The sequence below is a fragment of the Ensifer sp. YR511 genome (assembly GCF_900103045.1).
Classification (GTDB): domain Bacteria; phylum Pseudomonadota; class Alphaproteobacteria; order Rhizobiales; family Rhizobiaceae; genus Ensifer; species Ensifer adhaerens.
The window spans coordinates 134,618-151,764 of sequence record NZ_FNGR01000013.1 but is presented as its reverse complement, the minus strand read 5'-3'; the positions used below and the strand labels follow the sequence as shown (position 1 = coordinate 151,764).

General features: G+C 65.0%; 18 protein-coding genes. 8 read left to right on the top strand and 10 right to left on the bottom strand.

Going from position 1 to position 17,147, the window contains the following annotated elements:
- Nucleotides 1–74: 74 nt before the first annotated feature.
- The 3 genes from modC to modA form a co-directional block, all read right to left on the bottom strand.
- Nucleotides 75–1,148 (bottom strand): molybdenum ABC transporter ATP-binding protein, encoded by a 1,074-nt coding sequence (modC, locus tag BLU15_RS21885; protein WP_090298033.1) that lies wholly within the window; start codon nucleotides 1,146–1,148, stop codon nucleotides 75–77.
- Nucleotides 1,145–1,846: a molybdate ABC transporter permease subunit gene (gene modB / locus BLU15_RS21880; protein ID WP_090298031.1), complete on the bottom strand. Its 702-nt coding sequence runs from the start codon at nucleotides 1,844–1,846 to the stop codon at nucleotides 1,145–1,147. Before modB ends, modC begins: the two co-directional genes overlap by 4 nt.
- Nucleotides 1,847–2,009: 163 nt before the next feature.
- Nucleotides 2,010–2,801, bottom strand: a complete 792-nt coding sequence (modA, locus tag BLU15_RS21875) for a molybdate ABC transporter substrate-binding protein (RefSeq protein ID WP_090298028.1) — start codon at nucleotides 2,799–2,801, stop codon at nucleotides 2,010–2,012.
- Between the two features lie 235 nt (nucleotides 2,802–3,036).
- Here modA and ung point away from each other — a divergent pair, with 235 nt between their 5' ends.
- The 6 genes from ung (at nucleotide 3,037) to BLU15_RS21845 (ending at nucleotide 8,217) form a co-directional block, all read left to right on the top strand.
- Nucleotides 3,037–3,741 carry a uracil-DNA glycosylase gene (gene ung, locus BLU15_RS21870; protein WP_090298025.1) on the top strand — a complete coding sequence of 235 codons (705 nt, stop codon included), beginning with the start codon at nucleotides 3,037–3,039 and terminating at the stop codon, nucleotides 3,739–3,741.
- Between the two features lie 97 nt (nucleotides 3,742–3,838).
- On the top strand, nucleotides 3,839–4,609 hold the full coding sequence (gene cobF / locus BLU15_RS21865) for a precorrin-6A synthase (deacetylating) (protein WP_089044913.1): 771 nt from the start codon (nucleotides 3,839–3,841) through the stop codon (nucleotides 4,607–4,609).
- A 110-nt stretch (nucleotides 4,610–4,719) separates the two neighbouring features.
- Nucleotides 4,720–6,087 (top strand): precorrin-3B synthase, encoded by a 1,368-nt coding sequence (gene cobG / locus BLU15_RS21860; RefSeq protein ID WP_090298108.1) that lies wholly within the window; start codon nucleotides 4,720–4,722, stop codon nucleotides 6,085–6,087.
- 2 nt (nucleotides 6,088–6,089) lie between these two features.
- On the top strand, nucleotides 6,090–6,722 hold the full coding sequence (locus BLU15_RS21855) for a precorrin-8X methylmutase (RefSeq protein WP_034787118.1): 633 nt from the start codon (nucleotides 6,090–6,092) through the stop codon (nucleotides 6,720–6,722).
- Nucleotides 6,719–7,456: a precorrin-2 C(20)-methyltransferase gene (locus tag BLU15_RS21850; RefSeq protein ID WP_034787112.1), complete on the top strand. Its 738-nt coding sequence runs from the start codon at nucleotides 6,719–6,721 to the stop codon at nucleotides 7,454–7,456. The genes BLU15_RS21855 and BLU15_RS21850 overlap by 4 nt, the downstream gene beginning before the upstream one ends.
- Nucleotides 7,453–8,217, top strand: a complete 765-nt coding sequence (locus BLU15_RS21845) for a precorrin-3B C(17)-methyltransferase (protein WP_090298022.1) — start codon at nucleotides 7,453–7,455, stop codon at nucleotides 8,215–8,217. Before BLU15_RS21850 ends, BLU15_RS21845 begins: the two co-directional genes overlap by 4 nt.
- Here the strand turns inward: BLU15_RS21845 and BLU15_RS21840 are convergent.
- A complete protein-coding gene (locus BLU15_RS21840) occupies nucleotides 8,196–8,981 on the bottom strand; it encodes a cobalt-precorrin-6A reductase (RefSeq protein WP_090298105.1) in 786 nt (261 codons plus the stop codon). The two genes, BLU15_RS21845 and BLU15_RS21840, sit on opposite strands and share 22 nt — an antisense overlap.
- Here BLU15_RS21840 and cbiE point away from each other — a divergent pair.
- Complete coding sequence (gene cbiE, locus BLU15_RS21835) at nucleotides 8,950–10,191, top strand: precorrin-6y C5,15-methyltransferase (decarboxylating) subunit CbiE (protein WP_090298020.1); 1,242 nt, start codon at nucleotides 8,950–8,952, stop codon at nucleotides 10,189–10,191. The genes BLU15_RS21840 and cbiE overlap by 32 nt on opposite strands.
- Before the next feature lie 68 nt (nucleotides 10,192–10,259).
- Nucleotides 10,260–11,021 (top strand): precorrin-4 C(11)-methyltransferase, encoded by a 762-nt coding sequence (gene cobM / locus BLU15_RS21830; protein WP_090298018.1) that lies wholly within the window; start codon nucleotides 10,260–10,262, stop codon nucleotides 11,019–11,021.
- Between the two features lie 53 nt (nucleotides 11,022–11,074).
- Here the strand turns inward: cobM and mnhG are convergent, their stop codons facing one another.
- From mnhG to BLU15_RS21800, 6 genes are read right to left on the bottom strand one after another with little or no spacing between them, the layout of a single operon-like run.
- Nucleotides 11,075–11,446 (bottom strand): monovalent cation/H(+) antiporter subunit G, encoded by a 372-nt coding sequence (gene mnhG / locus BLU15_RS21825; RefSeq protein ID WP_034787092.1) that lies wholly within the window; start codon nucleotides 11,444–11,446, stop codon nucleotides 11,075–11,077.
- Entirely contained in the window at nucleotides 11,443–11,724 is a 282-nt protein-coding gene (locus tag BLU15_RS21820; RefSeq protein ID WP_034787089.1) for a K+/H+ antiporter subunit F, read from the bottom strand. The genes mnhG and BLU15_RS21820 overlap by 4 nt, the downstream gene beginning before the upstream one ends.
- Nucleotides 11,721–12,206, bottom strand: a complete 486-nt coding sequence (locus tag BLU15_RS21815; RefSeq protein ID WP_034787086.1) for a Na+/H+ antiporter subunit E — start codon at nucleotides 12,204–12,206, stop codon at nucleotides 11,721–11,723. Before BLU15_RS21815 ends, BLU15_RS21820 begins: the two co-directional genes overlap by 4 nt.
- 3 nt (nucleotides 12,207–12,209) lie before the next feature.
- Nucleotides 12,210–13,826: a monovalent cation/H+ antiporter subunit D gene (locus BLU15_RS21810; protein WP_090298015.1), complete on the bottom strand. Its 1,617-nt coding sequence runs from the start codon at nucleotides 13,824–13,826 to the stop codon at nucleotides 12,210–12,212.
- Nucleotides 13,819–14,166, bottom strand: coding sequence for a Na+/H+ antiporter subunit C (locus tag BLU15_RS21805; RefSeq protein WP_034787081.1), 348 nt, complete (start codon nucleotides 14,164–14,166; stop codon nucleotides 13,819–13,821). Before BLU15_RS21805 ends, BLU15_RS21810 begins: the two co-directional genes overlap by 8 nt.
- A complete protein-coding gene (locus BLU15_RS21800) occupies nucleotides 14,166–17,111 on the bottom strand; it encodes a monovalent cation/H+ antiporter subunit A (protein WP_090298012.1) in 2,946 nt (981 codons plus the stop codon). Before BLU15_RS21800 ends, BLU15_RS21805 begins: the two co-directional genes overlap by 1 nt.
- Between the last annotated feature and the right edge of the window lie 36 nt (nucleotides 17,112–17,147).

Here is a 17,147-nt window from a genome sequence, read left to right as displayed (position 1 = left end):
GTATTGCGGCAACGACATGCATAAAAACAAGAGCTTAAAGCCTGGCGCGTGAATGCGTTTTCATGCGACAGGCTTTAGTGATCGATCGCGACCGACTTGATGACGGCATAGATGGTTCTGCCGGGAACAAGCTGCAGCGCGTCGCGGGAAAAGCGGGTAATGCGGGCGGCAATCGTCGCCTCGCCGCAGGTCACCCGGACATCGACGCTGCCATCCTCCTCCGATGTCAGCGTCAGAATGCGCCCTTCGAGTACGTTGAGCGCACTGATTTCCACTGGCCTTGAGGTCGCCAGCATGACGTCGCGGGCGGCGATGTGCAGGCGAAGCCTGACGCCGGCCGTCGCGCTGACACCAGCGATGCGCAGCCGTTCCCGCCCGACCCGGACGGTCGTCAGTTCGTGCACCGGATCGGTTCCCTCGACTTCGCCCTCCAGCAGGACACCGGCCTCGCGCCTGCCGGTGGCAAGCGTTGCGGCGGGCGCGCTCAACACCTCGGCGGCCGCGCCCGATGCGGTGACCCGACCGCTTTCGAGCACGACCACGCGCCGGGCCAACCGGGCGACTTCGCTGACGGAATGGCTGACATAGACGATCGGGATGCGCGCATCGTCGCGCAGCCGTTCGAGATAGGGCAGGATTTCGGCCTTGCGCGCCTCGTCGAGCGCGGCCAGCGGCTCATCCATCAAAAGCAGGCGCGGTGCCGCGAGCAAGGCGCGGCCGATGGCGACGCGCTGCTTTTCGCCGCCGGAAAGGGCCGAAGGGTTGCGTTCGAGCAGATGGCCGATGCCGAGCAGGTCGACGATGCGGGTAAACTCATTGCCGGTGCCGCTCTTGCCGGCGAACCAGCGGCCATAGGCGAGGTTGCGGCGTACACTCAAATGCGGAAACAGCCGCGCCTCCTGGAAGACATAGCCGAAGCGCCGGCGGTGCACCGGCGTGAAGATCCTGTTCTCGCTGTCGGCGATGACGTCGCCATCGAGCAGGACACGGCCGCTTTCGGGCTTCAGAAGCCCGGCGATGATGTTGATGAGCGAGGTCTTGCCTGAGCCGGAGCGGCCGAACAGCGCCGTCACGCCGCCATCGGAACTAAAGGCGGCGTCGAGCGAGAAATTGCCGAGCTGGTGGCGGGCTTCAACGATGAGGCTCATTGGGCGGCCACCCGGCGTGCGGCGAAGGTCGCCAGCAGTTCGGAGAAGATGAGCGCGGCCATGGAAATGATGACGGAAATGATTGTCAGCCGCATGGCGCCGGCGTCGCCGCCCGGCACCTGGGTGAAGGTGTAGATGGCGGCCGAAAGCGTCTGCGTTTCGCCGGGAATGTTGGAGACGAAGGTGATCGTGGCGCCGAACTCGCCCATCGCCTTGGCAAAGGCGATGATCATGCCGGCGATGATGCCGGGAATGATCAGCGGCAGCGTGACGGTGGCAAAGACCCAGAGGGGGCTCGCGCCGAGCGTGGTCGCCGCGTCCTCGAGCTTGCGGTCAACCGCCTCGATCGACAGGCGGATGCTGCGCACCATCAACGGGAAGGCCATGACGGCGCAGGCAAGGGCAGCGCCGGTCCAGCGGAAGGAAAAGACGAGGCCAAAATAATCGGCGAAGAAGGCGCCGAGCGGGCCGCGGCGGCCGAAAAGCAGGAGCAGCAGGAAGCCGGTGACGACAGGCGGCAGGATCAGCGGCAGATGAACGAGGCCGTTCAGCAGTGTCTTGCCCCAGAAGCGCCCGCGGGCAAGCAGCATGGCGACGACGAGTGCGAAGGGCAGGCTGCAGATCATTGCGACGGTTGCGATACGCAGGCTCAACAGGATCGCCGTCCATTCCGCATCGCTCACTGCAAGCCAGTCCAATGGATATCGCTCCCCAATACGAGGCTTGTGGGACGCGGCTGTCTGCCCCCTATGCCTCTGACAAATGTTCGCGTCGCCCGCGTTTGGGCGCGGGCGTCGCGAACATGACGTTAGATGCTTCGCCTGCCTCTGGACAGACGGCACTAGCGCCTATTTCAGCCGGCTACTTCAGGACTGTGAAGCCCTGCTTTTCAAAGAGTTCGGCAGCCTTTGCCGACTTGACGAAGTCGATGTAGGCGGCCGCATCAGGGCTCTTGCTCTCGGCCGTGATCGCGATCGGGTAGATGATCGGCGGATGGCTGTCTTCCGGGAAGGTGCCGACGACCTTGACGCCCGGGTCTGCCGCGGCATCGGTCTGGTAGACGATGCCGTACGGCGCTTCGCCGCGCGAAACGAGCAGGAGGGCGGCACGCACGCTTTCAGCGCCGGCGACCTTGGCCTCCACGGCCTTCCAGGCGTCGAGCTTTTCGAGCGCAGCCTTGCCGTACTTGCCGGCCGGAACGGAATCGACGGCACCCATGGCAAGGCGACCGTCACCGAGAATGCCAGCGAGATCGAAGCCCTGCTTGATTTCGACCGGGGCAGCGTCCTGCTTGCCGGAGACGAGCACGATGCGGTTGCCGAGCAGGTTTGCGCGGGTGTCGTCCTTGATCAGCTTCTTTTCGGCGAGGTAGTCCATCCAGGCGAGGTCGGCAGAGATGAAGACGTCGGCGGGCGCGCCCTGTTCCACCTGCTTGGCCAGTGCCGAGCTGGCCGCGTAGGAAACGGTCGTTTCCTTGCCACTTTCCTTCTGCCACTCGGCATTGATCGCATCGAGCGCGTTCTTCAGGCTCGCAGCCGCAAAGACCGTCACCTTTTCTTCCGCCTGTGCGGACGCCGGCAGAACACTTGCGCCGGCCCAGGCGAGGCCGAGCGCCAGCACCAGTCCCTTCAGCCAGTCTCTTCTCTTGATCATCGATTTCCCTCCAACGATGCGTGATATCTCTTAGGATACAACGATATCGCCTCCTGATTACCGTTGTATCTGTTGAAATACAATGCTCCTCAAAAGGGCTAGCGTAATACCCGTGTGGTTGTGGCCGCCCGGCAAAACCGGTGCAGCATTCCCGCGGCGGGCGCGATTGGGCTTGCGATGATGTCCGGGCGGCCTAAATTGCGGCCTCGATCCCCTGACATGGAGCGGACGTGCAATGGAAACGGCAGTGAAGCTTGAAGAAAGCTGGAAGGAAGCGTTGGCACCGGAATTCGCCAGCGCCTACATGGCTGACCTCAAGCAGTTCCTCGTGGCCCAGAAGAACGAGGGCCGGCAGATTTTCCCTCGCGGGCCGGAGTATTTTCGCGCGCTCGACCTGACGCCGCTCGACAAGGTGCGCGTGGTCATTCTCGGCCAAGATCCCTATCACGGTGACGGCCAGGCGCATGGGCTCTGCTTCAGCGTTCGCCCCGGTGTCCGGACGCCGCCGTCGCTGGTCAACATCTACAAGGAACTGAATACCGATCTCGGTATTCCGCCGGCGCGTCACGGTTTTCTCGAAAGCTGGGCAAGGCAGGGCGTGCTGCTTTTGAACAGCGTGCTGACGGTAGAGCGCGGGAACGCTGCGTCACACCAGGGTCACGGTTGGGAAAAGTTCACGGATGCGATCATCCGTGCGGTCAACGAGGCCGAGCATCCCGTCGTCTTCATGCTTTGGGGCTCCTATGCGCAGAAGAAGGCGGCCTTCGTCGACCGCTCGCGCCATCTTGTCCTGAGGGCACCACATCCGTCGCCGCTCTCAGCCCATTCCGGCTTTCTCGGCTGCCGGCATTTTTCCCAGGCCAATGCCTTCCTTGAAGGCAAAGGCTTCGATCCGATCGACTGGCGGTTGCCGGAAAATCCGGCTGCGGACATCAACTGAAGGCTTGGCGCGAATGACGGCTTTGTCGTCGCCCCGAGGCCTTGCCTTGGCGGCGGCGATCCGCCTAAGACGCCCGAACGAAATGGCGGAGGCGGGCATGCGCAAAATTCTGATCATCGGCATCGGTTCGGGCAATCCCGAACACATGACCGTGCAGGCGATCAACGCGCTGAACCGCGCCGACGTGCTCTTTATCCCGACCAAGGGAGCGAAGAAGACCGAGCTTGCCGAAGTGCGCCGCGACATCTGCGCCCGCTACGTCACGCGCAAGGACAGTCGCACCGTCGAGTTCGCGGTGCCCGTGCGGCGCACCGAAGGCGTCAGCTATGACGGCAGCGTCGATGACTGGCACGCCCAGATCGCTGGGATTTACGAAGCGCTTCTGTCGAAGGAGTTGGGCGAAGAGGGAACTGGCGCGTTTCTCGTCTGGGGCGACCCGATGCTCTATGACAGCACCATTCGCATCGTCGAGCGGGTCAGGGCACGCGGTGAGGTCGCCTTCGCCTACGACGTCATTCCCGGGATCACCAGTCTGCAGGCGCTTTGCGCCAGCCACCGCATTCCGCTGAACCTCGTCGGCAAGCCGGTGGAGATCACCACGGGGCGTCGGCTGCACGAAAGCTTTCCCGAGAAGAGCCAGACCTCGGTCGTCATGCTCGATGGCGAACAGGCGTTTCAGCGGGTCGAGGACCCGGAGGCGGAGATCTATTGGGGCGCCTATCTCGGCACGCCGGATGAGATCGTCATTTCCGGCCGCGTGGCTGAGGTGAAGGACCGGATCCTTGAAACGCGGGCGGCGGCGCGCGCGAAGATGGGATGGATCATGGACATCTATCTCCTGCGCAAGGGCGCCGACTTCGACGAGTGACGGGGAGGGCCGATCTGCGTCGTGTTTGATCTCACTCAAGGTTTGCGGCTGTGTTATAGCGTCTTAAGAGGCTTCTTCAGGGAGGAGAGCCTCAAGTGATGACGGATTTGATGACCAGCTGCGCCCTTCCATTGACCGGAGAAACCGGCACCGTCGCTTCGATGCGCCGCGGCGCCTGCCCGTCCTTGGCAGAGCCGATGCAGACCGGCGACGGCCTGCTCGTCAGGGTGAGGCCAACGGATGACAGTCTGACGCTGCCGAAGGTCATTGCCCTTGCCACGGCTGCCGAGCGCTTCGGCAATGGCATCATCGAGATTACCGCGCGCGGAAACCTGCAGCTTCGCGGCCTGAGTGCAGCTTCGGTGCCGATGCTGGCGCAGGCGATCGGCGATGCGGAGATCGCCATTGCCAAGGGGCTCGCGATAGAGGTGCCGCCTCTCGCCGGCATCGACCCGGACGAGATCGCCGATCCGCGGCCGATTGCCACCGAGCTTCGTGAAGCGTTGGGTGCGCGCCAGGTGCCGTTGAAGCTTGCACCCAAATTATCCGTCGTCATCGATAGCGGTGGCCGGTTTGGTCTCGGCGCTGTCGTCGCCGACATTCGCCTTCAGGCGGTTTCGACTGTCGCGGGGGTCGCCTGGGTGCTGTCGCTTGGCGGCACGGCAACGAAGGCATCGATCGTCGGGACGTTGGCCGGCAACGCGGTCGTGCCGGCCCTGATCACCATTCTCGAGAAACTGGCGAGCCTAGGCACGACGGTGCGCGGGCGCGATCTGGACCCGTCGGAAATCCGCGCGCTCTGTCGCTGTGAGACATCGTCCGAACGCCCGGCCGCTCCGCGTTCGGCCGCAATACCCGGCATTCATGCGCTGGGTAACGCCGACACCGTTCTCGGCCTCGGTCTGGCCTTTGCTCAGGTGGAGGCCGCCGCGCTGGCATCCTACCTGCATCAGGTCCAGGCGCTTGGCGCCAATGCGATCCGGCTTGCGCCCGGGCACGCCTTCTTCGTCCTCGGCCTTTGCCCCGAGACCGCGGCTGTGGCGCAGAGCCTGGCAGCGTCACACGGTTTTCGCATTGCCGAGCAGGATCCGCGCAACGCGATCGCCACCTGCGCCGGCAGCAAGGGTTGCGCCTCGGCGTGGATGGAAACCAATGGCATGGCCGAGCGCCTCGTCGAGACGGCGCCGGAATTGCTGGACGGGTCGCTCACCGTGCATCTCTCCGGCTGCGCCAAGGGCTGCGCCCGGCCGAAGCCGTCCGAACTGACGCTTGTCGGTGCGCCATCAGGATACGGGCTTGTCGTAAATGGGGCTGCCAATGGCTTGCCAAGCGCCTACACCGATGAGAATGGAATGGGATCCGCCCTTGCCCGGCTCGGCCGGCTGGTGCGGCAAAACAAAGACGCTGGCGAATCGGCGCAGTCCTGTCTTACACGGCTCGGAGCTGCGCGCGTCTCGGCAGCGTTCGAACAGGGATAGACATGCCTGAGTATGATTACATTCGCGATGGCAACGCCATCTACGAGCGTTCCTTCGCCATCATCCGCGCCGAGGCCGATCTGTCGCGCTTCTCCGAAGAGGAAGCGGATCTGGCGGTGCGCATGGTGCACGCCTGCGGTTCCGTCGAGGCGACCAGGCAGTTCGTGTTTTCTCCCGATTTCGTAAGCTCGGCCCGTGCGGCGCTGAAAGCCGGTGCGCCGATCCTCTGCGATGCCGAGATGGTTGCGCACGGTGTCACCCGCGCCCGTCTGCCGGCCGGCAACGAGGTGATCTGCACGCTGCGCGATCCTCGCACGCCCGGCCTTGCGGCCGAGATCGGCAACACCCGCTCCGCCGCAGCCCTAAAGCTCTGGAGCGAGCGGCTGGCCGGTTCGGTGGTCGCGATCGGCAACGCACCGACGGCGCTGTTCTTCCTCTTGGAAATGCTGCGCGACGGCGCGCCGAAGCCGGCGGCAATCCTCGGCATGCCCGTCGGTTTCGTCGGCGCGGCGGAATCGAAGGATGCGTTGGCCGAGAATTCCTATGGCGTTCCCTTCGCCATCGTGCGCGGCCGGCTCGGCGGCAGCGCCATGACGGCGGCAGCGCTCAACTCGCTCGCGAGGCCGGGCCTGTGAGCGGCGTCGGCGTGGGGCGCCTGATCGGTGTTGGGACCGGCCCCGGTGATCCGGAACTTTTGACGGTCAAGGCGGTGAAGGCGCTCGGGCAAGCCGATGTGCTTGCCTATTTCGCCAAGGCCGGGCGAAGCGGTAACGGCCGCGCGGTGGTCGAGGGTCTGCTGAAGCCCGATCTTGTCGAGCTGCCGCTATACTATCCGGTGACGACCGAAATCGACAAGGACGATGGCGCCTACAAGACCCAGATCACCGACTTCTACAATGCGTCGGCCGAAGCGGTAGCGGCGCATCTTGCCGCCGGGCGCACGGTCGCCGTGCTCAGTGAAGGCGACCCGCTGTTCTATGGTTCCTACATGCATCTGCATGTGCGGCTCGCCAATCGTTTCCCGGTCGAGGTGATCCCCGGCATTACCGCCATGTCCGGCTGTTGGTCGCTTGCCGGCCTGCCGCTGGTGCAGGGCGACGACGTGCTCTCGGTGCTTCCGGGCACCATGGCCGAGGCCGAGCTCGGCCGCAGGCTTGCGGATACCGAAGCCGCCGTGATCATGAAGGTCGGGCGCAATTTGCCGAAGATCCGTCGGGCGCTCGCTGCCTCCGGCCGTCTCGACCAGGCCGTCTATGTCGAACGCGGCACGATGAAGAACGCGGCGATGACGGCTCTTGCGGAAAAGGCCGACGACGAGGCGCCCTATTTCTCGCTGGTGCTCGTTCCCGGCTGGAAGGACCGACCATGACCGGTACGCTCTATGTCGTCGGTACCGGACCGGGCAGCGCCAAGCAGATGACGCCGGAAACGGCGGAAGCCGTTGCGGCCGCTCAGGAGTTTTACGGCTACTTTCCCTATCTCGACCGGCTGAACCTCAGACCGGATCAGATCCGTGTCGCCTCGGACAACCGCGAGGAGCTCGATCGGGCACAGGACGCGCTGACGCGGGCTGCGGCAGGCGTGAAGGTCTGCATGGTCTCCGGTGGCGATCCCGGTGTCTTTGCCATGGCGGCCGCCGTCTGCGAGGCGATCGACAAGGGACCGGCGGAATGGAAGTCGGTTGAACTGGTGATCACGCCCGGCGTGACCGCGATGCTCGCCGTTGCCGCCCGCATCGGCGCGCCGCTCGGTCATGATTTCTGTGCGATCTCGCTTTCCGACAATCTGAAGCCCTGGGAAGTCATCACCCGGCGCCTCAGGCTGGCGGCGGAAGCGGGCTTCGTCATTGCGCTCTACAATCCGATCAGCAAGGCGCGGCCCTGGCAGCTCGGTGAGGCCTTCGAGCTTCTGCGCAGCGTTCTGCCGGCAACGGTTCCGGTCATCTTCGGCCGTGCGGCCGGGCGGCCGGACGAACGGATCGCGGTGATGCCGCTCGGCGAGGCCGATGCCAACCGCGCCGACATGGCGACCTGCGTCATCATCGGCTCGCCGGAGACGCGCATCGTCGAGCGCGACGGCCAACCCGATCTCGTCTACACGCCGCGCTTCTATGCAGGGGCGAGCCAGTGAGCGATGCGGTTGAGTGCCTCGTCGCAACTGCCGACCGTCGGCACGTCCGCGGGCTTGCGCCGCTCGACCATGATCACCTCGATGCCGAGCCGGCGCGCTGCGGCAATCTTGCCGTAGGTGGCGCTGCCGCCGCTGTTCTTGGCGACGATCACATCGATCTGCCGGCTCCTGAGCAACGCGGCTTCATCGGCTTCCGCAAAGGGACCGGTCGCCAGGATCGCCTCCTGGTCGGGCAGATTAAGCGGCGGCGTCACCGGATCGACGCTGCGGATGACGTAGCTGTGCTGCGGCGCGACCTCGAAGTGGAAAGCTTCCTGTCGACCTATCGCCAGGAAGACGCGGCGTCGCCGATCACCGAGCGCGCTGACGGCCTCGACAACGCTATCGACAGCAGTCCAGCGGTCGCCAGGCAGGAGCACCCATTCCGGTCGGCGGAGGGCGATAAGCGCAACGCCGGTTCTTTGCGCTGCGTCCGCGGCGTTGTGCGAAATGCGTGCGGCAAAGGGGTGCGTCGCATCGACCAGCAGCGCGATGTTTTCGTCATGCAGGAAATGCGCCAGCCCATCGGCGCCGCCAAAGCCGCCGATGCGCGTCTTGACCGGCTGCGGCCGCGGGTCCGCGGTGCGGCCGGCCAGCGAGATGGCGGTGTCGTAGCGGACATCTTCGGCCAAGCGGCGCGCGAGTTCGCGTGCCTCGGTGGTGCCACCCAGAATCAGAATACGAGGTTTTTCCATGGCTGACGTGTCGAACAGCGAACCCGCCATCGTCTCCCCCTGGCTGACCGTCATCGGTATCGGTGAGGATGGTGTAGCGGGTCTCGGCGACGAGGCCAAGCGGCTGATCGCCGAAGCGCCGGTCGTCTACGGCGGCCATCGTCATCTGGAGCTCGCCGCCTCCCTCATCACCGGCGAAGCGCACAATTGGCTAAGCCCCCTCGAACGCTCGGTCGTCGAGATCGTCGCGCGTCGCGGCAGCCCGGTGGTGGTGCTTGCCTCGGGCGACCCATTCTTCTTCGGCGTCGGCGTGACGCTGGCGCGCCGCATCGCCTCGGCCGAAATACGCACGCTTCCGGCGCCGTCGTCGATCAGTCTTGCCGCCTCGCGCCTCGGCTGGGCGCTGCAGGATGCGACGCTCGTCTCCGTACATGGGCGGCCGCTGGATCTGGTGCGACCGCATTTGCATCCGGGGGCGCGTGTGCTTACGCTCACGTCGGACGGCGCGGGTCCGCGAGACCTTGCCGAGCTTCTGGTTTCAAGCGGCTTCGGTCAGTCGCGACTGACCGTGCTCGAAGCGCTGGGCGGCGCCGGCGAACGGGTGACGACGCAGATCGCCGCGCGCTTCATGCTCGGCCTCGTGCATCCTTTGAACGTCTGCGCCATTGAGGTGGCGGCCGACGAGGGCGCGCGCATCCTGCCGCTTGCCGCCGGCCGCGACGATGCGCTGTTCGAACATGACGGGCAGATCACCAAGCGCGAGGTCCGGGCGCTGACGCTGTCGGCACTCGCACCGCGCAAGGGCGAACTGCTATGGGACATCGGCGGCGGCTCTGGCTCGATCGGCATCGAATGGATGCTCGCCGATCCGACCATGCAGGCGATCACCATTGAGGTGGAGCCGGAGCGGGCAGCGCGCATCGGCCGCAACGCGACGATGTTCGGCGTGCCCGGGCTGACGGTTGTCGAAGGCGAGGCGCCGGCGGCGCTTGCCGGCCTGCCACAACCGGACGCGATCTTCATCGGCGGCGGCGGCAGCGAAGACGGCGTCATGGAAGCAGCGATCGAGGCGCTCAAGTTAGGCGGACGGCTGGTTGCCAACGCGGTGACGACGGACATGGAAGCGGTGCTGCTCGATCATCACGCGCGGCTCGGCGGTTCGCTGATCCGCATCGATATCGCGCGTGCAGGACCCATCGGTGGCATGACCGGCTGGAAGCCGGCCATGCCGGTCACCCAATGGTCGTGGACGAAGGGCTAAAGCAGTTCCAGCGAAAGTGTGACGCGGTTTTGCGTCCGGAACTGCGCAAGAAAAAGAAAGAGTAACCTATGACGGTACATTTCATCGGCGCCGGCCCGGGAGCCGCAGACCTGATCACGGTGCGTGGTCGCGACCTGATCGGGCGCTGCCCGGTCTGCCTTTACGCCGGCTCGATCGTCTCGCTGGAGCTGCTGCAATATTGCCCGCCGGGCGCCCGCATTGTCGATACGGCGCCGATGTCGCTCGACGAGATCGAGGCGGAGTATGTGAAGGCCGAAGCCGAAGGGCTCGACGTGGCGCGGCTTCATTCGGGCGACCTCTCGGTCTGGAGTGCTGTGGCCGAACAGATCCGCCGGCTCGAGAAGCATGGCATTGCCTATACGATGACGCCGGGCGTTCCTTCCTTTGCGGCGGCGGCTTCAGCGCTCGGTCGCGAACTGACCATTCCGGCCGTGGCCCAGAGCCTGGTGCTGACCCGCGTTTCGGGCCGCGCCTCGCCGATGCCGAACTCAGAAACGCTTTCCGCTTTCGGCGCTACTGGATCGACGCTGGCAATCCACCTTGCGATCCATGCGCTTCAGCAGGTGGTCGAGGAACTGACGCCGGTCTACGGTGCCGACTGCCCGGTCGCCATCGTCGTCAAGGCCTCCTGGCCGGACGAACGCGTGGTGCGCGGCACGCTCGGTGACATCGCCGCCAAGGTGGCGGAAGAGCCGATCGAGCGCACGGCGCTGATCTTCGTCGGTCCGGGGCTCGAAGCCTCTGATTTCCGTGAAAGCTCGCTCTACGATCCCGCCTATCAGCGGCGCTTCAGAGGGCGCGGCGAATAGGCCGCACTCCCTCGGGGGTCGGCCTAAGTTTCCCGCTGAGAGGGTTTTGAAACCTATTCTGCCGGTTCTTCGCGCGGCGGCCGCTGCTTGAGCGGGACGCCGCGCTTTTCCTCGACGCGGTCGCGGTAGAGCGCTGCCTGTCCAAGCAGCATCAGCGTCACCGGCGTGGTGGCGACGACGAAGACGATGATCAGGATTTCGTGGAATACCCAGCGGCTCTGCAGCACGGCAAAGCAGATGATAGAGGCGGTGCAGATCATCAGTACGCCGCCGCTGGTCGCCAGCGTCGGTGCGTGCAGGCGCTCGTAGAAGCTGGTGAACCGGAGCAAGCCGACGGAGCCGATCAGCGCCACTGCGGCGCCGAGGACGGTGAGCCCGCAGACGAGAACGGCTGCCCAGACGGGAAGGTCGGTGAGGTGGCTCATTCGATGATCTCCCCGCGCATCAGGAACTTGCCGAAGGCGATCGACGAGACGAAGCCGATCAAAGCCACGATCAAGGCGGACTCGAAATAGAGCGAGTTGGCCGTGCGGATGCCGAAGGTCAAGAGCATCAGCATGGCGTTGATATAGAGCGTGTCGAGGCCGAGGATGCGGTCCTGGGCGCGCGGCCCCCTCACCATGCGATAGAAGGCAAAAGCCATCGCCAGGCCGAGCATGATCTGGGCAATCAGGATCGACCAGATGATTGAAAGTTCCATCATCCGAATATCTCCTTCAGGGCGGTCTCATAGCGCTTGACCGTATCGAGCCAGATGTCCTCGTTCTCCATGTCGAGCACGTGGAAGAGCAGGGACTTGCGGCCGCGATCGTATTCGAGCCAGGCCGTTCCCGGCGTCGCTGTCATGACACAGGCAAGCAGCGCCAGGGCGTTTTCGTCTTCCAGATCGAGATCGATGGTCAGGAAGCCCGAGTTCGGCGGTCGGCGCTGGCCACGCAGGATGACGGCGATGACGGCGATGTTCGAGCGGATCACGTCGACGGCGACGGCAAAGCCGAAGCGCACGATCAACAGAACCCGGCGCGGGTGCGAGCGCACGAGGCCAAGCTTCAGCGTCACCCAGCCAAGACCGGTTGCCAGTACCGTCCCCATCAGGAAGGTGCCGGGCGCAACCGACTGATTGAGCAGGAGCCAGATGATGAGCAGCCCGACGGAGAGCAGGGGATAGGGGAGCCAGGTGCGCATCGCCTATTGCCCTCCCGCCCGCGGCGCTGAGAGCACCCGTTCCGTATAACCCGCAGGATCGAACAGCGAATCCGCTGTTGCCTGCATGTAGCGCATCGCCGGCCCGGCCTGCACGCTTAAGAAGATGCAGGCAGCGAGCAACACGACGACGGGGGTGATCTCGATGACTACGACGCGCGGCACGGTGTTTTCGATCGACGCCCAGAAGGTGCGGATGCCGACGCGGTTCATTGCGATCATCGCGGCGAGACCGGAAACGATCAGCAGCGTGACATAGGTCCAGTCGGCGGCGGAGACCGCCGGGGCGGCTTCCGCTCCCGACAGGCCGAAGAGACCGCCGAGGATCGCGAACTTGGCGACGAAGCCGGAGAGCGGTGGCAGGCCGGCCAGCAAGAGGGCGCAAAGGCAGAAGCACAGGCCGAGGATCGCCATCGTGCCGGGGATCGCCGAGCCGACTTCTTCTTCCTCCTCGTCCTCGTCGGCGTCGCCGTAGGCTTCCATCGTCACCGCAAGAACGTCGGCGCCGGCGTCACGTCCGCGCTCGACCAGTTCGATCAGCAGGAAGAAGGCGGCGATCGTCAGTGTCGAGCTGACGAGGTAAAAGAGCGCACCGGCGATCATGCTTGGGTGGCCGAGGCCGATGGCGGCGAGCAGGGTGCCGGAGGAGACCAGCACCGAATAGGCGGCGAGGCGGCCCATGGCCTGCGATGCGAGCACGCCGATGGCGCCGAAGGCGATCGTCAGCAGGCCGCCGGCAAGCAGGATCGGCTGGCCGAAACCGGCAGACGCGCCGGCACTCGCGCCGAAGACCAGCAGCGACAGCCTGAGGATGACATAGATGCCGACCTTGGTGAGGATCGCAAAGACGGCGGCGACCGGCGGCGTCGCGGCTGCATAGGCCGTCGGCAGCCAGAAGCTCAAGGGCCACATGCCGGCCTTCACCAGGAAGGCCACGCCGAGCACGCCGGCACCGACCTCGACCATCTGGCGATCCTCCGGCGAGAGCGTCGCCAGCTTCATGGAGAGATCGGCCATGTTGAGCGTGCCAGTCGCGCCATAGATCAGGCTGACGCCGATCAGGAAGAGCGAGGAGGCGGCGAGGTTGATCGCGACATAGTGCAGACCGGCCTTGACGCGCAGCGGCCCGGAGCCGTGCAGCAGCAGCCCGTAGGACGCCGCCAGCATGATCTCGAAGAAGACGAAGAGGTTGAAAAGGTCACCGGTCAGGAACGAGCCGTTGAGGCCGGCGATCAAGAGCTGGAACAGCGAATGGAAATGATGGCCCGCGGTGTGCCAGCGCGCGATCGAATAGGCCTGGGCGGCAAGCGCCAGTCCGCTCGTCAGGCACAGCATCAGTGCCGAAAGGCGGTCGAGCACCAGCACGATGCCGAAAGGGGCGGGCCAGTTGCCGAGCTGATAGACGCCGTTGCCTGCGGGCGCCCCATCCATCGAGGCGATCCGCATCAGCACGATCGAGAGGATGAAGAGCGCGAGCGTCGAGACGAAGCTCAGCACACCCTTGAGCGAGCGGTTGCGCTCGTCGATCGGGATCATCGCGGCGCCGACCATCAGCGGCAGCAGGATCGGCAGGATCAGCAGGTGGTGCATCCAGTTAGTCATGGCGCTGCTCCCTGCCGTCGACGTGGTCGGTGCCGGTGAAGCCGCGCGAGGCGAGCAGCACGACGAGGAAGAGCGCGGTCATGGCAAAGCCGATGACGATCGCTGTCAGCACCAGGGCCTGCGGCACCGGATCGGTGAAGCGGCTGAGATCGCCGACACCACCTGGCTCCAGCACCGGCGGCGCGTTCACGCGAAGGCGCCCCATGCCGAAGATGAAGAGATTGACCGCATAGGAGAGCAGCGAGAGGCCGATGATCACCTGGTAGGTGCGCGGGCGCAAAAGCAGGTAGACGCCGGATGCCGTAAGCACGCCGATTGCGGCAGAGAGAATGATCTCCATCAGCGTGCCTCCTTTCGCATGGCGCGTGCATGGGCTCGCGGCGCGCGGATCGACTGGTGGGCGAGCGCGATGAGGATCAGCACGGTTGCGCCGAGCACCAGCGAGAAGACGCCGAGATCGAAGAACAGGGCGCTCGCCAGAGGAAACTTGCCGATGATCGGCAGCGTCACGTATTGCGAATGCGATGTCAGGAACGGATAGCCGAAGAACCAGGAGCCGATGCCGGTCGCAGCGGCCACCAGAAGCCCGATGCTCATCCAGCGCAGCGGATGGATGCGCAGGCGCTCCTCGACCCAGCGGGTTCCGCCGGACATGTATTGCAGGATGAAGCCGATCGACATGGCGATGCCGGCAGCAAAGCCTCCGCCCGGCAGGTCATGGCCGCGCAGGAAGAGGTAGGCTGCGAGCATGCCGATGACCGGGAACATCCAACGCATGATCACCGATGGCACGAACAGGTATTCAGCCACGCTGTCACCCTTGTTGCGATCCGGGTGATCGTCGTCGAAGGCGTTCTGGACGCGCTGCTGTTCCGGAGCCTCCAGGCTGTCGGCCTGCGGGCGGAAGCGCAGCAGCAGGGCGAAGACGGTAAGCGCGACGATCGCCAGCACCGCGATCTCGCCGAGCGTGTCGAAGCCGCGGAAGTCGACGAGGATGACGTTGACGACATTGGTGCCGCCGCCCTCCTTGTAGGCGCGCTCGAGGAAGTAGCTCGCGATCGTGTCAGGCATGGGCCGGGTCATGATCGTATAGGCGATCAGCGCCACGCCGCCGCCGGCGACGACCGCCAGCAGGAAGTCACGCAGGCGCCGGAAGCGGACCTTCAGCGACAAGAGCTCGGTTTCCTCGGTGTCCTCGATGCGCTTCGGCAGCCATCGCAGGCCGAGCAGGATCAGCACCGTCGTGACGATCTCGACGAGGAGCTGTGTAACCGCCAGATCCGGCGCCGAAAGCCAGACGAAGGTGAGGCAGGTGGTGAGCCCGGCGCCGCCGAGCAGCACGAGTGCCGCCAGCCGGTGGAACTTCGCCAGGATCGCAGCACCGATGGCACAGGCGATGCCGACCGCCCAGAGGAGGGCAAAGGCCGGATCGATGCTGCGCACGAGAAGCGGCGGCAGCTCGAAATGATTGAGAAGCAGCGGCAGCGCGCCGGCGGCGATCGCGATGAAGACGAGGAAGCGCATCTGCGGCTGCAGCCGCCGCGTGCCGAGGCGCTGCTCCAGCGAACGCGCCCATTTCCAGGAGAGCGTTACCAGCACGCGCTCGAAGATGCGCTGGCCGTGCAGCAGGCGGAAGATCGGTGGCCCCTCGACGCTGGTGGCGAGGTAGTTGCGCATCAGGAAGTAGAGACCGATGCCGCCGGCAAGAGCGACGAAGCTCATGATCAGCGGCAGGTTCCAGCCGTGCCAGACGGAAAGGCTGTAATAGGGCGTGTTGGCGCCGAGAATGGAGACGACAGCCGTGTGCAGGAACGGGCCGATGGTGATCGCCGGAATGATGCCGACGACGAGGCAGGCGAGCACCAGGAACTCGATCGGCACACGCATCCAGCGCGGCGGCTCGTGCGGCACCTTGGGCAGGTCCTCCGGCGTCTTGCCGAAGAAGACGCTGTGGATGAAGCGCAGCGAATAGGTAACGGCAAACATGCCGGCGAGCGTCGCGACATAGGGCGTCATCGTATCGAGAATGTTGGCCTGGTGCGTTTCGATCGCTTCGGCGAAGAACATTTCCTTCGAGATGAAGCCGTTCAAGAGTGGTACGCCAGCCATGGCCGCGCTCGCGACCATGGCGAGTACCGCCGTTCCAGGCATGTACCTGATCAGCCCTCCGAGCTTGCGCATGTCGCGCGTTCCGGTCTCGTGGTCGATGATGCCGGCCGCCATGAACAGCGACGCCTTGAAGGTCGCGTGGTTGACGATGTGGAAGACCGCGGCGACCGCGGCCAGCGGGCTGCCGAGGCTCAGGAGCACGGTGATCAGGCCGAGATGGCTGATAGTGGAATAGGCGAGCAGGCCCTTGAGGTCCTGCTGGAAGATGGCGAAATAGGCGCCGAGCAGCAGCGTCGAAAGACCGGCAAGGCCAACGATCCAGAACCAGGCCTCGGTGCCGGCCATGACCGGCCAGAGGCGCGCCAAGAGGAAGACGCCTGCCTTCACCATGGTTGCCGAATGCAGATAGGCCGAAACCGGCGTCGGCGCCGACATCGCGTGCGGCAGCCAGAAATGGAACGGGAACTGCGCGCTCTTCGTCAGCGCCCCGAGCAGCACCAGAATCAGTACCGGCATGTAGAGCGGCGAGTTGCGGATGAGGTCGCCGGAGGCGAGCACCACGTCGAGATCGTAGCTGCCGACGATGCGACCCATCAGCAGAAGGCCGACGAGCATGCAGAGGCCGCCTGTGCCGGTTACGGTCAGCGCCATGCGGGCGCCGTCACGGGCGTGGGCATTGTGGTGCCAGTAGCCGATCAAAAGGAAGGAGACGATGCTCGTCAGTTCCCAGAAAACGGCGAGCAGGATGAGATTGCCTGAAAGCACGACGCCGAGCATCGAGCCCATGAAGGCGAGGAAAAGCGACAGGAAGCGCGGCACCGGGTCTTCCGCGGCCATATAGTAGCGGGCGTAAAGCACCACGAGCACGCCGATCGCGGTTACCAGAACCGTGAAGAGCCAGGCGAAGCCGTCCATCCGGAGCGTGAAGTTGAGGCCGAGTTCCGGCAGCCAGGCGATGTCATAGCGCAGGACGCCGCCCGAGGTGACGAAGGGATAGAGGCCGGCGGCGACGAGGAAACAAAGGAGCGCGATCGCTCCTGCAAACCAGGCTGTCGCACCGCGCTGATCGGGCGGAAAGAAGATTGCAAGGAGGCTTCCCACAAATGGGGCGAGAATGAAGACAGAAAGCAATTTTCCCGCGTATTCGATCGTACCGTTCCCTTCGTTCGGGTTCATGGAGAGCGGGCACCCGAGCGCCGTGCTTTCCAAAAG

Bases quoted from the DNA above. Each gene is read 5' to 3' on its own strand.
- modC (WP_090298033.1), bottom strand. From the start codon at position 1,148: ATGAGCCTCATCGTTGAAGCCCGCCACCAGCTCGGCAATTTCTCGCTC.
- modA (WP_090298028.1), bottom strand. From the start codon at position 2,801: ATGATCAAGAGAAGAGACTGGCTGAAGGGACTGGTGCTGGCGCTCGGC.
- ung (WP_090298025.1), top strand. From the start codon at position 3,037: ATGGAAACGGCAGTGAAGCTTGAAGAAAGCTGGAAGGAAGCGTTGGCA.
- cobF (WP_089044913.1), top strand. From the start codon at position 3,839: ATGCGCAAAATTCTGATCATCGGCATCGGTTCGGGCAATCCCGAACAC.
- cobG (WP_090298108.1), top strand. From the start codon at position 4,720: ATGACCAGCTGCGCCCTTCCATTGACCGGAGAAACCGGCACCGTCGCT.
- BLU15_RS21855 (WP_034787118.1), top strand. From the start codon at position 6,090: ATGCCTGAGTATGATTACATTCGCGATGGCAACGCCATCTACGAGCGT.
- BLU15_RS21845 (WP_090298022.1), top strand. From the start codon at position 7,453: ATGACCGGTACGCTCTATGTCGTCGGTACCGGACCGGGCAGCGCCAAG.
- cbiE (WP_090298020.1), top strand. From the start codon at position 8,950: ATGGCTGACGTGTCGAACAGCGAACCCGCCATCGTCTCCCCCTGGCTG.
- BLU15_RS21840 (WP_090298105.1), bottom strand. From the start codon at position 8,981: ATGGCGGGTTCGCTGTTCGACACGTCAGCCATGGAAAAACCTCGTATT.
- cobM (WP_090298018.1), top strand. From the start codon at position 10,260: ATGACGGTACATTTCATCGGCGCCGGCCCGGGAGCCGCAGACCTGATC.
- mnhG (WP_034787092.1), bottom strand. From the start codon at position 11,446: ATGAGCCACCTCACCGACCTTCCCGTCTGGGCAGCCGTTCTCGTCTGC.
- BLU15_RS21820 (WP_034787089.1), bottom strand. From the start codon at position 11,724: ATGATGGAACTTTCAATCATCTGGTCGATCCTGATTGCCCAGATCATG.
- BLU15_RS21815 (WP_034787086.1), bottom strand. From the start codon at position 12,206: ATGCGCACCTGGCTCCCCTATCCCCTGCTCTCCGTCGGGCTGCTCATC.
- BLU15_RS21810 (WP_090298015.1), bottom strand. From the start codon at position 13,826: ATGACTAACTGGATGCACCACCTGCTGATCCTGCCGATCCTGCTGCCG.
- BLU15_RS21805 (WP_034787081.1), bottom strand. From the start codon at position 14,166: ATGGAGATCATTCTCTCTGCCGCAATCGGCGTGCTTACGGCATCCGGC.
- BLU15_RS21800 (WP_090298012.1), bottom strand. From the start codon at position 17,111: ATGAACCCGAACGAAGGGAACGGTACGATCGAATACGCGGGAAAATTG.